Source organism: Microbacterium sp. VKM Ac-2923, assembly GCF_022815605.1.
Classification (GTDB): Bacteria; Actinomycetota; Actinomycetes; order Actinomycetales; family Microbacteriaceae; genus Microbacterium.
In genome coordinates, this window is the sequence record NZ_JALGRP010000011.1 from 41,659 (window position 1) to 59,589 (window position 17,931).

The following is a 17,931-nucleotide window of genomic DNA, read 5'->3' on the forward strand; positions in this document are numbered from 1 at the left end:
GCCGGCGGAGCCCGCCCCCACTCCCGCGGCGTCAGTTCTGCGCGCCGTACGACGCCTCGACGGTCGAGGTGACCTTCTTGTCGTCGACGGTGGCCGTGGCCGTCACCGTGACCACTCCCGCCGGAATGGTCGCCTTCCTCGAGTTGAACGACACGCTCACCGTCTTGCCGGGCTGGACACTCGTGAACGTCTTGGCCCCGTACGGGGTCGTGACCACGAGGTCGGCGGCGACGTCGTCGTTGTTCTTCGCGGTCGCCGTCACGTACGCCTTGCCGGCGATGACGCGAGTGGACGCGCTCACCCCGACATCCAGCGTGGGCTGGGCGGCCTCCGGACGCTCCCAGACCTGCCATTCCTTGATGCCGACGCTGCCCTTGCCCTGCTCGGTCCCGACCGGGTCGAGCGCGAGACGGAGCTTCGTCGTGGTCACGGGGTCGAACGACACCGTGTTGTAGGTGTCCTTCGCGGTGCCGTACGCGCCCGCGTTCTTCACCGCGACCCAGGCACTGGTCGTGGCATCCCAGTACTCGGCCTTCCAGGCGGCGGGGACATCGATGCCGAGGCCCTGCGCGTCGATGTTCGACACGAAGTACACGCCCAGCTCGCCGATGCGCACCGGCTCCTTCCAGTCGTACTGCACCCACTGGTCGGTGACGGCCGGCCACACCCCCCAGACGTTGGCGTTGTCGTTCGGCGTGACGTCGCCCGACGAGGTGGGCTGCACGTCGTCGTTCAGGCCCGTCACCTTGTTCCACGCGGCGGTTCCGGATGCCGTGGGCGTGGCGAGCAGAGCGACGTTGCGCTTCTGCGTGCCGTCCGCCTTCGGCATCGTCTTCTCCACGACCGCGGAGACCTTGCCCGCCTTGTCGGTGGCGCGCACCTCGACCTTCGTCTCGTCGAGCCCGACGAGCACCGTGCCGGACAGGGTCGACCAGACGCCGCCGTTCAGTCGGTACTCGATCGAGGCGACTCCCGAACCGGCGTCCGTGGCGGTCGCCTTGACCGTTCGCGAGACCGCGTCGGCGGTGACCTCGACGGCCGGGGCCGTGGTGTCGATGCGGACGGTCTGCGCCGCCACCGGCGACGTGTTGCCCGCCGCGTCGGTGGCCCGTGCCTGTACGACGTGCGACCCGTCATCGGTCACCGTCACCGCAGAGGTGTAGGCCCCCCACTCGCCCTGACCGACGCGCACCTCGATGCGCGGGGCGGGATCCTGGTCGTCGGTGGCCGTGGCGTTCACCGTGACGGCCTGGGTGTACCAGCCCGACCCGGGCGCAGCGGGCGACACTTGCAGGGACACCGTCGGCGCCTTCGTGTCGGCGCCTCCGCCGTCGACGGTCACCGCGGCCGAAGCGGCCTTGGTGCCGGGCAGATCGCTCTGCACGGTTCCGGCGACGGTGAACTGGCCGGGTGCGGCGTACGATGCGGCATCCACCGCGTTCCACGTCACCGGGAGATCCTGGCGCGAGCCGTCGTTGTACAGCACGCCCACGGTCTTCGGCAGGACCGGCGCCACACCCGGGAGGGTGCGCGTGGTCACGGCATCCACTTGATTGATCTGGCCGGGAGCCGTCGCACGCACCCACACCGTGGCCTTGGCGGGCACCGGCGAACCGGGGACGATGCCCGAGACCGGGAAGCTGCCCTCACCGGCGACCTGTGCGTCGGTGACCTCGGCCCAGGTGACGGGGAGGTCGGCGTGGCTGCCGTCGGAGAAGGTGGCGTCCACCGTGGTCGGCAGGGTCGGCTTCGTCCCCACGGCAGTGCGGACGTCGACCGGTTCGATCGAGGTCGGCGCGTCGGCGAAGACCTTCCACTCGCTGACGGCGACACCGGCGAACGTCGAGCCCGACCCGGTGGCCGAGAGCGTGGCGCGCAAGCGCGTCGTGGTCACGGCACCGAAGGTGAGGGTGTTGGGCGCGCTCCGCTCGAGGGTGTACGCCGACGCGGCCGGCACGTCCGCCCACGCGGCGCCGTCCCAGTACTGCACCTTCCACGCGCTCGGGACGTTCACGCCCTGGTTCGATGCGGGATCGCCCTGGTCGGACCAGAAGTTCATCTCGACACCCGAGACGCGCTGCGGTTGGTTCCAGTCGTACTGCACCCAGCGGGTGGCGGGGTTGTCTCCGCCGGCCCAGGTACCCCAGACGTCGGTGCTGGCACCGCCGTTGTAGAGGATCTTCCCGTCGTTGACCGCGTTGACGTTGTTCCACCCGGCGGTGAAGGACGCGGTCGCGGCCGCCTCGGGTGCGACGTTCGCGCCCTGGGTCGCCACGTCGCCCTGCACCGTCACATCGGTCTCGGCGCTCCGCTCGCCGTCGGTCGCCGACAGGCGCAGCACGTACTCGCCCTTGGCCGAGAAACGAGCGGTGGTCGAGGCCGCCGTGGCGTCGTCGAAGAGCACCGTGGCATCCTCGGGGGCGCTCACCACGCTCCAGCGCGCGCTGAGCTCGCCGCCCGGCAGACCGTCGTCCTTGACCGTGCCGACGAGCGCCGCCGCTCCACCGGCTGAGCCCTGGCGGTCCTGCCACGCCGTGACGAGCGGGGCCTGGTTGGTGGATGCCGGAGCGTCGATGCCGGTGGAGAACACCTGCAGTTCCTTCACCCCCGTCTTCGCTCCCGCGGCGTGCGTCGCCGTGAGGCGCACGGCGTCGCCGGTGACCTCCGGGAACTGCACGTGGTTGTAGTTCGCTCGCGGATAGGCGGGAGTGCGGGCCTGCTGCGGGATCGTGGACCACTGGCCGTTGCGGCGCACCTCGAGCGTGTAGACCGAGGGCTCGGCGTAGCCGGCAGCCGTCGCAGACGAGGAGCTGTCGTAGAAGTACGTGCGGACGTCGTCGAACGTCTTGTCCCCACCGAGCTCGACGGTCAGGGAGTCCTTCGCGTTGGGCGACCCCGCGGTGCCCCAGAAGGGCTCGTTGATCGTCGTGCCGTTGACCGCACCGGCGGGTTCCCGGCCGGCGGCCGAGAAGGTGGCGGTGGCCGTGGTCGCGAGGTTGGCGCTGCCCGTGCTCTCGGTGCGGACGTCGGCGCCCGCCTTGGCGAACAGGTCGACGACGCGGGCGTCGTCGGCGAAGCGCACGTCCTGCGGCGCCTTGACGGTGGATGCCGTGGCGGTGGTGACCTTGGCATCACCCTTCACGACCTCGACGGTGCCGCTGGCGGGGTCGTAGACCACGTGCGAGAGCTTGTCGACGGTGAAGGCGAGCTTGCCGTCGAGGAACACGGAGTATCCCTCGGGCACGTCGTCGCCGTAGTGCCGCTCGCCGCCGGGGGCGTCCCACGTGACCGAGAGGTCGCGGTCGCGGTAGCGGATGTTGTTCGCGGTGAAGTGATCCCACCCGATGTCGATCGGGTCGAGCTCGATCTTGGCGTCGCTGCGGGTGCGCACACCCATCGCGTCCTCGATCATGGTGAAGTTCGTCGCGCCGAGGATCGTGTGGTGGATCCACGAGCGGTAGTCGATCTTCTGCGGGTTCGCCGAGCCGTTGGCCCAGAACTCGTTCTGGTCGGGCAGACGGTTGTCGCCGCCGTTCTGGTAGTGCGACCACGCGTTCCAGTAGAGGAGCTTCTTGTACCACTCGGCGTCGATCGCGTCGGTGGGGTAGTCGCGCAGCACCTTCGACAGCATCCGGAAGGTGACCGTGGAGTTGATGACGGAGAAGTTGTTGCTGCCCTGACCGCCGGTGGCGTTATACGCCGCCTGGTCGGCCTGGTTCGCCGTGTAGAAGGGGAAGATCGGGTACTGCTTGTCGTCCGCGAAGAGGCGCAGCGCTTCGACGTAGTCGTCGTTGTAGTCCGCGTCACCCGGCTTGGGCACGAGGCCGACGGAGAACGGGTAATAGTTGTTGATCTCCTTCCATGGCACGTGCTCGCCGTTGTTGGCCATGGCGTGTTCGATGAGCTTGCGGTCGGGGTTCCACAGCACCTTCATGACCTGCGTCTTGATGTTCTGCGCGAAGGCGTCCATCTCGTCGGCCTTGGCCGTGTCACCGGCCGTCCGGTAGGCCTGGGCCGACGCGAGGGCGTTCGAGTACAGGTACGCGTTCTCGGCGCGGTCCTGGTAGCCGCCCTTCCAGTGGAACGACACGGCATCCGCGTCGTTGCCCGTCATGGCGCCCCAGTTGTATTCGATGAGGCCGTTCTTGTTGAAGTCGTAGGCGTCGACCAGGCCCTTCACGTCGTCTTCGGCGTACTCGGCGAGGTTCTTCGCGATCGCGGTCGGGCCGCCGTGGAGCTGGTAGGAACGCAACGCCGCTTCGGAGATGTACTGCGTGTAGCTGTTGGACCAGTTGGCCGGGTCGCCGGGGTTGTCGACGAACTTGTAGCTCTTGCTCGTCTCACCGGTCGAGACCCACGGGCCGTAGGAGTAGATCGGGTCGCGGAAGTATTTGAGGTCGTCGATGAACATGCCCGTGGTGAGCACGATCGAGTTGTTGTACCCGAGAACGCCCTCCATGGCGACCGGGAACTGATAGGTGTTGCCCGGCATGTCGGCGTCGAGGAAGTTGTACCGCATGAGCCACCAGCGGTAGTACAGCGTCTTGTCGATGTTGTCCTCGGGGGTGTCGAGGTACGGGACGTTGTCGGCCCACCACTTGTTGTACGCCCTGACGTGCGCTGAGTACGCCTCGCCGGCGGACTGCGCGCGCGTGGCGTCGTAGTCGGTCCGCGAGGCCGCGATCTCGTCGGTGACGAGACCGAGCTGCACCTTCGCCGTGGCCGAGCCGCCGGCGGGGACCGACAGCGTTCGGGTCAGGTTCTCCCCCGCGGGGACGAAGCCGTCGCCCGAGAACCGGGGCGACAGCTTCGTGAGGTCGTTCAGCGCCTGCACGTGGCCGACCAGCTCGTCGCCCTCGGTGGTCACGGCGTAGGGCGAGGAGGCCACGAGCTCGACGTCGACCGCGCCGCCGGTGGAGCGCACCTCGAGGTTGGTCACCAGCACGTTCGCGTCGGTGATGAACTTGGTCTGCACGACCTCGATGCCGCCGCCGCGGTGGACGCTCCGCCAGTAGCTGGGCGTCTGCTTGCGCTGCGAGACGTCCTCGGTCAGGCCGACGTCGTTCCCGCCGACGCGGGCGGTGATCGTGTAGCCGGAGCGACCGTCGATGGACTCCCAGTACGCGAGCTGTCCGCCGAAACCGAGGACTCCGGGGTTGTGCTCCTTCATGAACGCGGCACGTCCGCGCGTGAACAGCCACTGGTTGTTGTCACCGAAACTGCCCGCGTCGCCGGTGCGCGCGAGCATCTCGTCCATCCAGAAGTCGGTGGATGCGTTCGAACCGGCTCCAGCGGCGAGGTCGGCGTCGAAGATCCTCTGCAGCTGATTGCCGGGGGTGTACGTCACTCCGGTGTCGGGGACGGGGGTCGGGCTTCCCGAGAACGTCGGGTAGCCGATGTCGGTGTTCGCGGCGTGTGCCGGTGCGACCACGAAGGTCGTCGCCAGCACCGTCGCGATCGCCGCGGTGGCGATCGCGGATCGCCCGACGCGACGGGGGGTCGTCGGATTGCAGTCCACAGTGTCTGTTCCTCTCGGCGCCGCTCGTCGATGAGCAGCGGGTGCGTGGGAGGCACGCTACCGAGGGCGAGGATTGTTTCGCAATGGGTTTCGGTAATTTCGAAACATCGGCGAAATGGTCGACGGATCGGCCGACTCAGCGATGCGCGATGGTCGACCCGCGGATGACGAGCTTCACGGGCATCGGATGCGTACCCGCCCCGACGTCGACGCCGTCGATCGCATCGAAGACGCGCTGGGCCGCCTGACGGCCCAGCTGCTGCAGATTGGCGTTGATGCTCGTGAGCGGAGGCCGGGCGTTCTCGGTGAGCAGCTCCCAGTCGTCGTACCCGATGACGGCGAGGTCGCCCGGAACGTCGCGGCCGAGGTCGCGAGCGGTGTCCAGCACGCCACGAGCGATCTGGTCCGAGCCGCAGAAGACGGCATCCACCTCCGGATGCCGCTCGAGCAGCATCGCCGCGGCATCACGGCCCCAGTGCTCGTTCCAGGCGGCGAACATCGGCTCGCCGACGAAGTCCAACCCCGCCGCGGCGAGCGCCGCACGGGCCCCGGCCAGGCGGTCCTGCGCGGCGGCGTACGAGGGGTCGCCCGAGATGTGGGCGATTCGACGACGCCCGCACGCGAGCAGGTGCTCGACCGCCAGGCGCCCGCCCGAGTAGTTGTCGGGCGTCAGTGAGAGATCCCGCGGGTCGTCCGACGGGGAGTAGGCGTAGACGACGGGAACCGGCAACTCCTGCCCGAGCGAGGGTCGGGGGTCGGTCTGGCGCCCCACGACGATGATGCCGTCGACCCGGCGACTCAGCAGCGCTCGCAGATGGTGCTGCTCGCGGATCGCGTCCCCCCGCGCATCGCAGAGGAAGACGTTGATCTGGCCGGCCCCGAACGCGTCCTCGGCCCCCATCAGGATGGGGATCACGAAGCGACCCTCGAGGTCGTTCGTGAGCAGACCCACCGTGCCGGTCCGACCCGCCAGCAGGCCGCGCGCCATCGCGTTGGGGGTGAAGGCGAGCTCGGCGGCCGCCTCCATCACCCGCTTGCGTGTTCCCGCAGCGACGTCGCCGCGACCGTTGAGCGCCTTGGACGCCGTGGCGATCGAGACGCCGGCGCGCCGCGCGACATCGCTCAGGGTGGCTGCGCGCACGGGATCGGTCGTCATCGGCTTCCGTTTCATGTTCGTGACCCTCCGCCGTCTTGACGGATCGGCAGAACTCACGTTACCGTCCCGAAAGGGATTTCGGTTATTTCGATGACCCACCCCGACCAGCGGCGCCGACCCCGAATGTCGCGTCCGCTCAATGAAGAGCTAGAGGAGACTGCAATGACCCCATCCCGGCGCCGCTTCGCCCTTCGGGCCGCGACGGCCATCCTGGCCGCGAGCGCGCTCGTCGGCGGCCTTGCCGCGTGTTCCGGCGGGTCGACCGCCACCGCACCGGCCGACATCCCCGCCGAGGGCACCGACGACGGTTCGACTCTCACCCTGTGGACGCGCGCTCCCCTCGAGAAGCAGGCCAAGCTGCTCGTCGAGGCCTACAACGCCAGCCACCAGAACCAGGTCGAGCTGACGGTCGTCCCCAACGACGACTACGTCGCCAAGGTGGGCGCGGCGGCGGGCTCGGGCGGGCTCCCCGACCTGTTCGCGGCTGACATCGTCTACGTCCCGAACTGGGTCGAACAGGGTCTGTTCCAAGACATCACGGCGCAGGTCGACGGGCTGTCGTACAAGGACACCATCAACCAGGGCCACCTCGACGCGGGCACGCTCGACGGCAAGGAGCACGTGCTGCCCTTCGTCCTCGACCTGTCGGTGATGATGTGGAATAAGGACCTCGTCGCCGAGGCGGGCCTCGACCCCGAGAAGGCTCCCGCCACCCTGGCCGACTTCGCCAAGACCGCCAAGGCGGTGCAGGCGTTGAACAAGCCCGGCGTCTCGGGCACCTCGACGGGCCTGAACTGCGGCGGGTGCCTGCTCTTCACCTGGTTCCCGTCCATCTGGGCCTCGGGTGAGGACGTGCTGGGCGCCGACGGCACCGAGTCGCTGCTGAACAACGACGCGGCCCAGGAGGTCTACTCGACCTGGAAGGACCTCGACGCCGCGGGCGCCGTCGCTCCCGGCTCCGCCGACGAGACCGGGGCCACGTGGGTCGCCGGCTTCCAGGAGGGCAACGTCGGCATCATGCCGTTCCCCGCCACCCTGCTGTCGGGCCTGTCCTTCGACGCGGGTGTCTCCGGCATCCCGGGCGTCGACGGCGGTGAGTCGACCTTCGTCGGTGGCGACGGTGTCGGCATCTCGAAGGACTCGAAGCAATCGGCGCAGGCCTGGAACTTCCTGTCGTGGCTCACGTCCGAGGACGCGCAGGTGGGCGTCCTCGCCAAGGACGGCAGCACCGTCGCCCGCTCCGACCTCGCCGACAACGAGTTCTCCGCGAAGGACCCCCGCCAGGTGGCCGTCAACGAGGTCGCCGGCAAGGGCAAGACCCCGGTGGCGCTGAACTTCCAGCAGGCGTTCAACGCTCCCGGCAGCCCGTGGCTGACGCTGGTGCGCAACGCCGTGCTCAACGGCACCGACACCGTCGACGCCGACAACGACGAGATCACCGCCGTCCTGTCGCAGTAATCCCCGCGGGGGTGTCGCCGCGTCGGCACCCCCGCACCCCCGGAAGGAACATCGTGGCGCTCTCCACCTCACCCCGCCGCCCCCGGTACGGCCGAACCGCCCTGGGCGGTCCCGTCCAGGGCTGGCTGTACGCCGCACCGACGGCCCTGTTCGTCGTCGCGCTCTTCGTCATCCCCCTCCTGCTCGTCCTGCAGATGTCCGGCTCCGATTGGCCCCTGCTGCGAGGGAACTCCGGCCCCAACTTCCCCGAGAACTTCGTGGATGCCGTGACCCACCGCCTCTTCTGGGACTCGGTGCAGTTCACCGTGCTGTACACCGTCATCACCACCGTCCTGCTCATCGGTCTGGGCCTCGGCCTCGCCCTCCTGGTGCAGGAGTCGACGGCGTGGAAGGGGTTCCTGCGCACGGCGTTCCTGCTGCCGAGCGCCCTGGGCCTGGCGTCGGCATCCCTCCTCTTCTACGTGCTCTACTCCCCCATCGCCGGACCGTTCGCGGGGCTCATGGAGTCGTGGGGGATCACCTTCCTCGGCTCCCCCGAGGGCGCCCTGTGGTCGACAGTGTTCCTGATCGTCTGGCGGTTCGCCGGGTTCTACATGCTGCTGCTGCTCGTCGGTCTGCAGGGCATCCCGGAAGACATCTACGAGGCGGCGCGCATCGACGGCGGGTCGCGGTGGCAGATCTTCCGCGACATCACGGTGCCGCTGCTGCGCCCCACCTTCGCCCTCACGACGGTGATGTGCGTGACCGGGTCGCTGCTGGCGTTCGACCAGTTCTACATCCTCACCAAGGGCGGCCCCGACAACAGCACCATGACCGTGGTGCAGCTCATCTACAACATCGCCTTCCAGGGGCAGAACAGCCTCGGCATCGCCGCCGCGCTGTCGGTCATCATCCTGCTCGCCCTTGTCGTCATCAACGCCGTGCAGTTGCGCGCGTTCCGTCGTCCCGAGGAGGCCTGACATGGCCACGACCGAGATCCGCCCCCGCACACCCGCGACGGGCAGCACCCGCGCCATCGTCGCCCCCGGCTACCGCGGACGGCCGCGGCCGAGCGGCGCCCTCCTGTGGGGACTCCCCAGCAAGATCTTCACGGGCGCCGTGGCGATCATCTTCCTCTACCCGCTGGTGTGGACCGGAGTGGCTTCCGTCAGCCCTCAGGCCGGCACGAACCAGGCCGAGGGGTGGGGCTTCGGCAACTACGAGAAGCTCGCGAACTTCCAATCGGGCATCTGGGTCTACCTCGGCAACTCGCTGTTCGTCTCGGTCCTCACGGTCGTGCTGACCCTGCTCATCTCGTTCCTCGGCGGCTACGCCTTCGCGCGCTTCTCGTTCCCCGGCAAGAACCTGCTGTTCCTGTCGGTGCTGGCGATCCTGATGGTGCCGTACGCCACCCTGCTCATCCCGCTGTACGTCATCCTCAACGCCGTCGGCCTGCAGAACTCCCTCGTGGGCGTCGCCCTCGTCCTCACGATGTTCCAGCTGCCCTTCTCGATGTTCATGATGCGCATCTCGTTCGAATCCGTCCCGCGCGAGCTCGACGAGGCCGCCCTCGTCGACGGCTGCACGAGCTTCTCGGCGCTCTGGCGCGTGCTCCTCCCGGCCGTGAAACCCGGCCTCATCACGGTGGGCCTCTTCGCGTTCCTCACCGCCTGGAACGACTTCATCGCCCCCCTCATCTTGATCAACGACCAGTCGCGGATCACCCTGCCGCTGGCCGTGGCGAACCTCCGCGGCCAGACCATGGGCGTCATCGACTACGGCGTGACCGAGGCCGGTGTCGTCGTGCTCGCGCTGCCCTGCATCGTCCTGTTCCTGATCCTCCAACGCCACTACGTGCGCGGCTTCATGTCCGGCGCCTTCAAGGGATGACCATGTCCACCACCCTTCCCACCCGTCCTCTCGACCACGCCACGGCCCGCACCGTCGTCGCCCCCGTCGTCCCCTCGCGATCGCGGCTCCGGCCGCTCGGCCTCGGCGACGTCCGCATCGTCGGCGGCTTCTGGGGCGAGCGTCAAGCCGTGAACGCGGCGCACACCCTGTCCCACATCCTCAGCCGTCTCGAGTCCGAGGGCTGGCTGCCCAACTTCGATCGCGCCGCTGCCGGCACGCTGCCCGCCGGACGCCGCGGTCGGGAGTTCAGTGACTCCGAGGTGTACAAGTACCTCGAGGCCGCGGCGTGGGAGCTCGGCCGGCGCGACGACATCGACCTCGAGCGCACGTTCCGCGGCGTCGTCGATCGGGTCGCCGCGGCGCAGGAGGCCGACGGCTATCTCAACACCGAGTTCGGACGCGAGGGGCAGCAACCCCGCTGGTCCGATCTGGAATGGGGCCACGAGCTCTACTGCCTCGGCCATCTCTTCCAGGCGGCCGTGGCGCGCGAACGCACCCGACCCGGATCCGACGACGGCCTTCTGCTCGTCGCCCTCCGCGCGGCCGACCTCGTGTGCGAGGTCTTCGGGCCCGACGGCATCCCGGCCTTCTGCGGGCACCCGGAGATCGAGACCGCTCTCGCGGAGCTTGCGCGCGTGACGGGCGACGCCCGATACGCCGCCCAAGCCGCGCTGTTCGTGAACCGTCGCGGCCACGAGACGCTCGCCGACATCGAGTGGGGTCGCCGTTACTTCCAAGACGATGTCCCCGTCCGCGACGCCGAGGCACTGAGCGGTCACGCCGTGCGCGCCAACTACCTCGCCGCCGGAGCCGTCGACGTCGCCGTCGAGAGCGACGACGACGACCTGCTGGCGTCGCTGCGGGCGCAGTGGTCGCGGACGCGAGGTCGACGCACGTACATCACGGGCGGCCAGGGGTCGCACCACCAGGACGAGGCCTTCGGCGACGACTGGGAACTGCCGTCGGACCGTGCCTACTCCGAGACCTGCGCCGGGATCGCCTCGGTGATGTTCTCGTGGCGTCTCCTGCTCGCGGGCGGCGAGTCGGCCTACGCCGACCTCATCGAGCGCACGCTCTTCAACGTCGTCGCCACGTCACCCTCGGCCGACGGACGCAGCTTCTTCTACGCCAACACCCTGCACCAGCGCGTTCCAGGCGTCGTGCCCGATCCGGATGCCACCTCGCCGCGCGCCTCGTCATCGTTGCGCGCCCCGTGGTTCGAGGTGTCGTGCTGCCCGCCGAACGTGGCGCGCACGCTGGCCAGCCTCGACGCCTACGTCGCGACGGCCGACGCCGGCGGCATCCAGATCCACCAGTACGCACCGGCCGAGATCCGCACGACCCTCGACGACGGTCGCGAGGTGTCTCTCGACGTCGCGACGCGCTATCCCGACGAGGGCACCGTGCGCGTGACCGTCATTCACAGCACGGAGGGCGCGTGGACGCTCTCGCTGCGGGTTCCGGAGTGGGCCGACGGTGCCCGCGTGCGGGTCGGCAGCGCCGACGTCGTGGGCGAGGCCCTGCCCGTCTCCCCCGGGTGGGCCGTCGTACGCCGCGAGTTCCGCGCGGGCGACGTCGTCGAACTGGAGCTCCCCATGGCCCCGCGCATCGTGGTTCCGGACCCCCGCATCGACGCCATCCGCGGATGCGTGGCCGTTGAGCGAGGGCCCGAGGTGCTCGCCCTCGAGTCGGTCGATCTGGCGACGGCGGAGGATGTCGGAGAGGTCGTCCTGGATGTCACGGCACCTCCGGTCGAGGGGGATGGACGTGTCTGGGTGAGCATCGCGGATCGTGCGCCCGCCTCGGACGGGTGGCCGTTCGGCGCGGGTCCGCTCGACGCCGATGCCGAACCGACGCGGGTCGCCCTCGTGCCGTACCACGACTGGGGAAACCGCGGACCTTCGACGATGAGGGTGTGGATGCCGACCACCTGAGTGCGGGGCCGGAGGGCCGCACCACCGGGCCGACGCCGCGCGCACGCGGGGCGTCGGCTTCGTCGTTCCCGGAACCGCGAGCGGGGCGTCGGCACCGTCGCCGGGGAACGGCACGCGGGCGGCTTCGTCGTTTCGGGACGGCACGCGGGGCGTCGGCCCATCGGTGGGGAACGGCGAGCCGGGCGCCGACGGGCCCGGGCGACCGCTCAGCGCATCGGCAGCAGCCGCGTCGGGGACGGCGACTCGGTGCGGTGACGCACCCGCCCCGGGACGCCGGTGCGCGTGTCCAGCGGCAGCGAGACGATCTCGTGCGCCAGCTGCCCGGCCACCAGCAGCGTGTCGTCGACGACGACGTGGTGCCGCGGCCAGTGCGTTCCCGTCTCGGCGAGCGCGGTGAGCTGCAGGATCTCGCCCTCCCCGCGCACCGACAGCACCCCGACGGTGTCGCTGCCGCGCACACCCGCGTACAGCGTGGCGTTGTCGCGGCTCGCGCACAGCTCGGCGGCGGTGTCGGTGTCGAGGGTGCCGAGCAGCGGCTCACCGGATCGCACATGCCACCGTCCGGCGCGGTCGGGGGCGAGCGCGAAGACCTCGCAGCTGAGCTCGGTCACGACGTAGAGGTGCCCCGAGGGATGCCACAGCCCGTGGCGCGGTCCGCTCCCCTCGGGCAGCGCCACCTCCTGCACGAGCCGCAGTCCGTCCGGCGCCGTGCGCCAGAACCGCACGAGGTCGTAACCCATGTCGGTCGTGGCGATCAGACCGTGCGGAAGGAAGACGGCCTGGTGCGCGCGCGAGACGCGGTCGCCGGCGGCGGCCTCCTCCGACTCGGCGTCGGTCTCGGGCACCTCGTCGTAGTCGGGGACGAGGTGCGAGAACTCCGCGCCCGCCGCCTCTCGCAGCGCACGGGCGGCGGCGGCGAGATCCGGGACGACGGCGCCCGACACCCGAGCTCCGGTGGAGAGGGTCTCCTCGTCTGGCGCTGCGCCGTAGGGGTCGGACGCCTCGGGTGCGATCACGGGCCGCGTGGGCCGACCGGCGACATCGAGCTCGATGCGCACGACCCGTCCGTCGCCCCAGCAGCTCGCCACCAGGAACGTGGCATCCGGTGCCACGGCGACGTGGCACACCGCCGACCCGGCGTCGACGGGCGCCCCGACCGGGATGAGCCGCGTCTCTCCCGAGCGGCGGTACGCCTGCACGGTGCCATCGGCCTCGAGCGCCGCGTACAGCATGCCGTTGGTGGGGTGGGCGGCGATCCACGATGCGGAACCCGGCGCGGCGACGGCCGTGCCCACCATGCCGAGCGGGCCGCCCGCCGCCGGAGCGTCGGCCTCGCCCGCCTGCAGGATGCCGATCCCCTCCGCCGATCCGGTGTCGGGGGCGTAGGCGCCGACCCAGAACCGCATCAGTCGATGAGGTCGTGCCGCACGATGACCTGGTCGCGCGCGGGGCCGACGCCGATGACCGAGATGCGCGTGCCGCTCATCTTCTCGAGCGCCAGGACGTACTCCTGCGCGGTCAGCGGCAGGTCGTCGAACGTGCGCGCCGAGGAGATGTCTTCGCTCCAGCCGGGGTAGTTCTCGTAGATCGGCTTGGCGTGGTGGAAGTCGGTCTGGTTAACCGGCAGGTCGTCGTAGCGCACGCCGTCGACGTCGTAGGCGACGCACACGGGGATCTGCTCGAGCCCGCCCAAGATGTCGAGCTTGGTGAGCACCAGGTCGGTGATCCCGTTGATACGCGTGGCGTAGCGCGTGATGGGGGCGTCGTACCAGCCGACGCGACGCGGGCGGCCGGTGGTGGTGCCGAACTCGAAGCCGCGCGAGCGCAGCCAGTCGCCGCTCTCGTCGAACAGCTCGGTGGGGAAGGGACCCGAGCCGACGCGTGTCGTGTAGGCCTTGACGATCCCGACGATGCGGTCGAGGCGGTTGGGCCCGACCCCCGAGCCGGTCGAGGCGCCACCGGCGGTGGCCGACGACGACGTCACGAACGGGTAAGTGCCGTGGTCGACGTCGAGCATGGTGGCCTGGCCGCCCTCGAAGACGACGACGTCACCGGCCTCGAGGGCGTCGTTGAGCAGCAGTGACGTGTCGGCGACCATCGGGCGGACGCGCTCGGCGTACGCGAGCAGGTCTTCGACGATCTCGTCGACCGTGATCGAGCGGCGGTTGAAGACCTTCACCAGCATGTGGTTCTTCTGGTCGAGGGCGCCCTCGACCTTCTGGCGCAGGATGTTCTCGTCGAAGAGGTCTTGCACGCGGATGCCGACGCGGTTGATCTTGTCGGCGTACGCGGGGCCGATGCCGCGACCTGTCGTGCCGATCATGCGCTTGCCGAGGAAGCGCTCGGTGACCTTGTCGAGCGTGCGGTGGTACTGCGTGATGAGGTGCGCGTTGGCGCTGATCTTCAGGCGCGTGGTGTCGAGGCCACGGGCGTTGAGGGCCTCGAGCTCGTTGAAGAGCACCTCGAGGTCGACGACGACGCCGTTGCCGATCACGGGGGTCACCCCCGGAGACAGGATGCCGCTGGGCAGCAGGTGCAGCGCGTACTTCTCGTCGCCGATGACGACGGTGTGCCCGGCGTTGTTGCCGCCGTTGAACTTCACCACCCAGTCGGTGCGCTCACCGAGCAGATCGGTGGCCTTGCCCTTGCCCTCGTCGCCCCACTGGACGCCGACGATCACGATTCCGGGCATGAGTGCTCCTCGCATGTTGTCCGGCGGTACACCCCATCCTATCGAGCGGGTCCGACACGGCCTCCCGCAACCCTCCCCGCGGTCCCCCTCGCTCACTACCCTGGCGCTATGCAGCGTTCGAACGGGTGGGCCACGGGCTGGAGCATCGCGCGCATCGCGGCGGCGGCGATGATCGCGGTCGCCGTCATCGCCCAGTTCGCGTCATCGGTGGCGGGAGCCCTCGAGGCCGGACGGGACGTCACCACGGTCGTCGCGAACTTCTTCAGCTTCTTCACGATCCTCTCGAACGTCTCGGCCGCGGTGGTGCTGCTGATCGTGGGTCTGCGGTTCTTCGTGCGCGGACGCCGTCTCAGCCCCGAGCCCGTGGTGCTGGCCACCGCTCTCGCCTGGGTCACCACGTACATGCTCGTCACCGGGGTGGTCTACAACCTGCTCCTGCGCGGCATCCCGCTGCAGCCCGAGACGGTGCCCTGGTCGAACGAGATCCTGCACGTCTGGGGACCCCTCTTCCTGCTGCTCGACCTCTTCCTCGCTCCCGGCCGACGGCGCCTGGGCTGGAGGGCGGCTCTGACGGCGGCGATCTTCCCCGTCGCCTGGATCGTGTACACGCTGCTGCGCGCCCCGCTGATAACGAACCCCAACACCGGGGCGCCGTACTGGTACCCCTACCCGTTCCTCGACCCGAACACCGGCGGGTGGGGCAGCGTGGTCGTGTACGTCATCGTGATCGCGGCGGTCATCGTGGCCTTCGCCGTCGGCGCCGTGGCGGTCGGCCGCTGGCGCGGCATCCGTTCGTCCTGACGCGGTTCTCGCAGAAACGCGTCGTCCTCGCAGAAACGCGTCGTCCTCGCGGCAATCGCGTCGTCCTCGCAGCAATCGCAGCCGAAACTGCGAGTTCGACGCATTCCTCCGAGCGGGAGACGGATGCCGCACCCCGGGCGCTCTACCCTGGAGCGCGTGCGTACGCGACTGATGTCCGCGGCTCTGGCCGCCTCCGCCCTGCTCCTCCTCGCCGGATGCGCCGGTGGGACGACGACGGAGCCTGCCCCCGCGGCGAGCGCCGACGCGCCGAGCGAAGGCGCCGTCTCGGGCGAGTGCTCCTACCCCGCGTCGGGTCAGCCCGCCGTCGACGTCACTCCCCCTGCGGAGGGCACCGACCAGCCGACCGGCGAGGTGCAGGCGGTGCTGCAGACCTCCGCCGGCGACATCCCCCTGACGCTCGACGGCGAGCGCACCCCCTGCACGGTCGAGAGCTTCGTCTCGCTCGCGCAGCAGCAGTACTTCTCGAACACCGAATGCCACCGGCTCACGACGTCGGGCATTTTCGTGCTGCAGTGCGGCGACCCCACCGGCACCGGACGCGGGGGTCCCGGATACGTCTTCGCCAACGAGGTCGACGGGAGCGAGACCTACCCCGCCGGCACCGTCGCGATGGCCAACACGGGTCGCCCCGTGAGCAACGGTTCGCAGTTCTTCCTCGTCTACGCCGACTCGACACTGCCCCCCAACTACACGGTCTTCGGCACGATGTCGCCCGAGGGTCTGGCGGTCGTGCAGTCCATCGCGGCGGCGGGCACCGCCGGCGGTGCATCCGACGGCTCGCCTGCGAACCCGGTGACCATCAGCGGCGTCACCGTCGGCTGACCCCTCCTCCCCAGAGGGCGGAAGGGAACGCGGCACAGCCCGCGTCGAGGCGCCGCATCGTGCCGCAATAGAATCGACGGCATGTCCAAGGTCCTGCAGTCCCTTCCCGTCGGCGAGCGCGTCGGCATCGCCTTCTCGGGTGGTCTCGACACCTCCGTGGCCGTCGCGTGGATGCGCGACAAGGGCGCCATCCCCTGCACGTACACCGGCGACCTCGGGCAGTACGACGAAGACGACATCGCCTCCATCCCCGGCCGCGCCACGCAGTACGGCGCCGAGATCTCGCGCCTGGTCGACTGCAAGACCGCGCTGGTCGAAGAGGGCTTCGTCGCCCTCGCGTGCGGCGCGTTCCACATCCGTTCGGGCGGACGCACATACTTCAACACCACGCCGCTGGGCCGCGCGGTCACCGGCACCCTGCTCGTGCGCGCGATGAAAGAAGACGGCGTCGACATCTGGGGCGACGGCTCCACCTACAAGGGCAACGACATCGAGCGGTTCTACCGCTACGGCCTGCTCGCCAACCCCGCGCTGCGCATCTACAAGCCGTGGCTCGACGCCGACTTCGTCACCGAGCTCGGCGGGCGCAAAGAGATGAGCGAGTGGCTCGTCGCCCACGACTTCCCCTACCGCGACAGCGTCGAGAAGGCGTACTCGACGGATGCCAACATCTGGGGCGCCACGCACGAGGCCAAGACGCTCGAGCACCTCGACGTCTCGCTCGAGATCGTCGAGCCCATCATGGGCGTGCGCTTCTGGGACCCCGAGGTCGAGATCGAGACCGAGGACGTCACCGTAGAGTTCGAGGCCGGGCGCCCCGTGGCGATCAACGGCACGCGTTTCGCCGACCCGGTCGAGCTCGTCCGCGAGGCGAACACCATCGGTGGGCGCCACGGCCTGGGCATGAGCGACCAGATCGAGAACCGCATCATCGAGGCCAAGTCGCGCGGCATCTACGAGGCGCCCGGCATGGCTCTGCTGTTCCTGACGTACGAGCGCCTGGTCAACAGCATCCTGAACGAGGACACCCTCGCGACCTACCACGAGCAGGGCCGCCGCCTCGGTCGCCTGATGTACGAGGGCCGCTGGCTCGAGCCGCAGTCGCTCATGCTGCGCGAGTCGATCCAGAAGTGGGTCGGGTCGACCATCACCGGCTCGGTTACCGTGCGCCTGCGCCGCGGTGAGGACTACACGATCCTCGACACGGTGGCATCCGGAATGTCGTACTCACCCGAGAAGCTGTCGATGGAGCGCGTCGGTGACGCCGCGTTCGGCCCGGTCGACCGCATCGGCCAGCTCACCATGCGCAACCTCGACATCGCCGACTCGCGCGCCCGTCTGGAGCAGTACGCCGCGCTGGGTCTGCTCGGCGGCCCGACCGGCGAGCTCGTCGGCGACGTCGCCGCGGGCGGGGCGCGCGAGATCATCGAGTCGGCCGCTCCCCTCGACGCCGCCGGCGAGCGCCTCGCCGACGCCACCGACGCCGCGGGCGAGGGCGCCGCGTTCGACGCCGGCACCGACTGACCCGACCCTGCGAGAGAGCCCGCGGCGCCGCATCCGGCACCGCGGGCTCTCTCGCGTGTCGCCGCCGCGCGCGTTCCGCCGCCGCGCGCCTTCCGCCGCCGCGCGTGAGTCGCCA

The 17,931-nt window shown here is 69.8% G+C and carries 11 protein-coding genes; 7 read left to right on the plus strand and 4 right to left on the minus strand.

Annotated elements, in window-relative coordinates; all coding sequences use genetic code 11:
- Positions 1 to 31: 31 nt before the first annotated feature.
- Positions 32 to 5,518 carry an Ig-like domain-containing protein gene (locus MT347_RS18470; protein ID WP_243502187.1) on the minus strand — a complete coding sequence of 1,829 codons (5,487 nt, stop codon included), beginning with the start codon at positions 5,516 to 5,518 and terminating at the stop codon, positions 32 to 34.
- A 136-nt stretch (positions 5,519 to 5,654) separates the two neighbouring features.
- Positions 5,655 to 6,689 (minus strand): LacI family DNA-binding transcriptional regulator, encoded by a 1,035-nt coding sequence (locus MT347_RS15425; protein WP_243502188.1) that lies wholly within the window; start codon positions 6,687 to 6,689, stop codon positions 5,655 to 5,657.
- 147 nt (positions 6,690 to 6,836) lie between these two features.
- On the opposite strand from MT347_RS15425, the gene MT347_RS15430 reads away from it, so the two are divergent.
- From MT347_RS15430 to MT347_RS15445, 4 genes are read left to right on the plus strand one after another with little or no spacing between them, the layout of a single operon-like run.
- Positions 6,837 to 8,132, plus strand: coding sequence for a sugar ABC transporter substrate-binding protein (locus MT347_RS15430; RefSeq protein WP_243502189.1), 1,296 nt, complete (start codon positions 6,837 to 6,839; stop codon positions 8,130 to 8,132).
- A 53-nt stretch (positions 8,133 to 8,185) separates the two neighbouring features.
- Positions 8,186 to 9,091, plus strand: coding sequence for a carbohydrate ABC transporter permease (locus tag MT347_RS15435; protein ID WP_243502190.1), 906 nt, complete (start codon positions 8,186 to 8,188; stop codon positions 9,089 to 9,091).
- Position 9,092: 1 nt separating this feature from the next.
- On the plus strand, positions 9,093 to 10,001 hold the full coding sequence (locus MT347_RS15440) for a carbohydrate ABC transporter permease (protein WP_243502191.1): 909 nt from the start codon (positions 9,093 to 9,095) through the stop codon (positions 9,999 to 10,001).
- A gap of 2 nt (positions 10,002 to 10,003) precedes the next feature.
- Entirely contained in the window at positions 10,004 to 11,956 is a 1,953-nt protein-coding gene (locus MT347_RS15445) for a glycoside hydrolase family 127 protein (RefSeq protein ID WP_243502192.1), read from the plus strand.
- 206 nt (positions 11,957 to 12,162) lie between these two features.
- Here MT347_RS15445 and MT347_RS15450 read toward each other — a convergent pair whose 3' ends face one another.
- Together MT347_RS15450 and MT347_RS15455 are read right to left on the minus strand one after the other, a co-directional pair.
- On the minus strand, positions 12,163 to 13,362 hold the full coding sequence (locus MT347_RS15450; protein ID WP_243502193.1) for a beta-propeller fold lactonase family protein: 1,200 nt from the start codon (positions 13,360 to 13,362) through the stop codon (positions 12,163 to 12,165).
- Positions 13,362 to 14,648, minus strand: a complete 1,287-nt coding sequence (locus MT347_RS15455; protein ID WP_243502194.1) for an adenylosuccinate synthase — start codon at positions 14,646 to 14,648, stop codon at positions 13,362 to 13,364. The genes MT347_RS15450 and MT347_RS15455 overlap by 1 nt, the downstream gene beginning before the upstream one ends.
- Positions 14,649 to 14,756: 108 nt before the next feature.
- Here MT347_RS15455 and MT347_RS15460 point away from each other — a divergent pair, with 108 nt between their 5' ends.
- The 3 genes from MT347_RS15460 (at position 14,757) to argG (ending at position 17,816) form a co-directional block, all read left to right on the plus strand.
- Positions 14,757 to 15,449: a Pr6Pr family membrane protein gene (locus MT347_RS15460; protein ID WP_243502195.1), complete on the plus strand. Its 693-nt coding sequence runs from the start codon at positions 14,757 to 14,759 to the stop codon at positions 15,447 to 15,449.
- Between the two features lie 156 nt (positions 15,450 to 15,605).
- The gene (locus MT347_RS15465; RefSeq protein ID WP_243502196.1) at positions 15,606 to 16,292 is read left to right on the plus strand and encodes a peptidylprolyl isomerase; all 687 of its coding nucleotides are present in this window, start codon (positions 15,606 to 15,608) and stop codon (positions 16,290 to 16,292) included.
- Between the two features lie 81 nt (positions 16,293 to 16,373).
- On the plus strand, positions 16,374 to 17,816 hold the full coding sequence (argG, locus tag MT347_RS15470) for an argininosuccinate synthase (RefSeq protein ID WP_243502197.1): 1,443 nt from the start codon (positions 16,374 to 16,376) through the stop codon (positions 17,814 to 17,816).
- Positions 17,817 to 17,931 lie beyond the last annotated feature (115 nt).

Bases quoted from the DNA above. Each gene is read 5' to 3' on its own strand.
- MT347_RS15450 (WP_243502193.1), bottom strand. From the start codon at position 13,362: ATGCGGTTCTGGGTCGGCGCCTACGCCCCCGACACCGGATCGGCGGAG.
- MT347_RS15460 (WP_243502195.1), top strand. From the start codon at position 14,757: ATGCAGCGTTCGAACGGGTGGGCCACGGGCTGGAGCATCGCGCGCATC.
- argG (WP_243502197.1), top strand. From the start codon at position 16,374: ATGTCCAAGGTCCTGCAGTCCCTTCCCGTCGGCGAGCGCGTCGGCATC.
- MT347_RS15455 (WP_243502194.1), bottom strand. From the start codon at position 14,648: ATGCCCGGAATCGTGATCGTCGGCGTCCAGTGGGGCGACGAGGGCAAG.
- MT347_RS15425 (WP_243502188.1), bottom strand. From the start codon at position 6,689: ATGAAACGGAAGCCGATGACGACCGATCCCGTGCGCGCAGCCACCCTG.
- MT347_RS15430 (WP_243502189.1), top strand. From the start codon at position 6,837: ATGACCCCATCCCGGCGCCGCTTCGCCCTTCGGGCCGCGACGGCCATC.
- MT347_RS15445 (WP_243502192.1), top strand. From the start codon at position 10,004: ATGTCCACCACCCTTCCCACCCGTCCTCTCGACCACGCCACGGCCCGC.
- MT347_RS15440 (WP_243502191.1), top strand. From the start codon at position 9,093: ATGGCCACGACCGAGATCCGCCCCCGCACACCCGCGACGGGCAGCACC.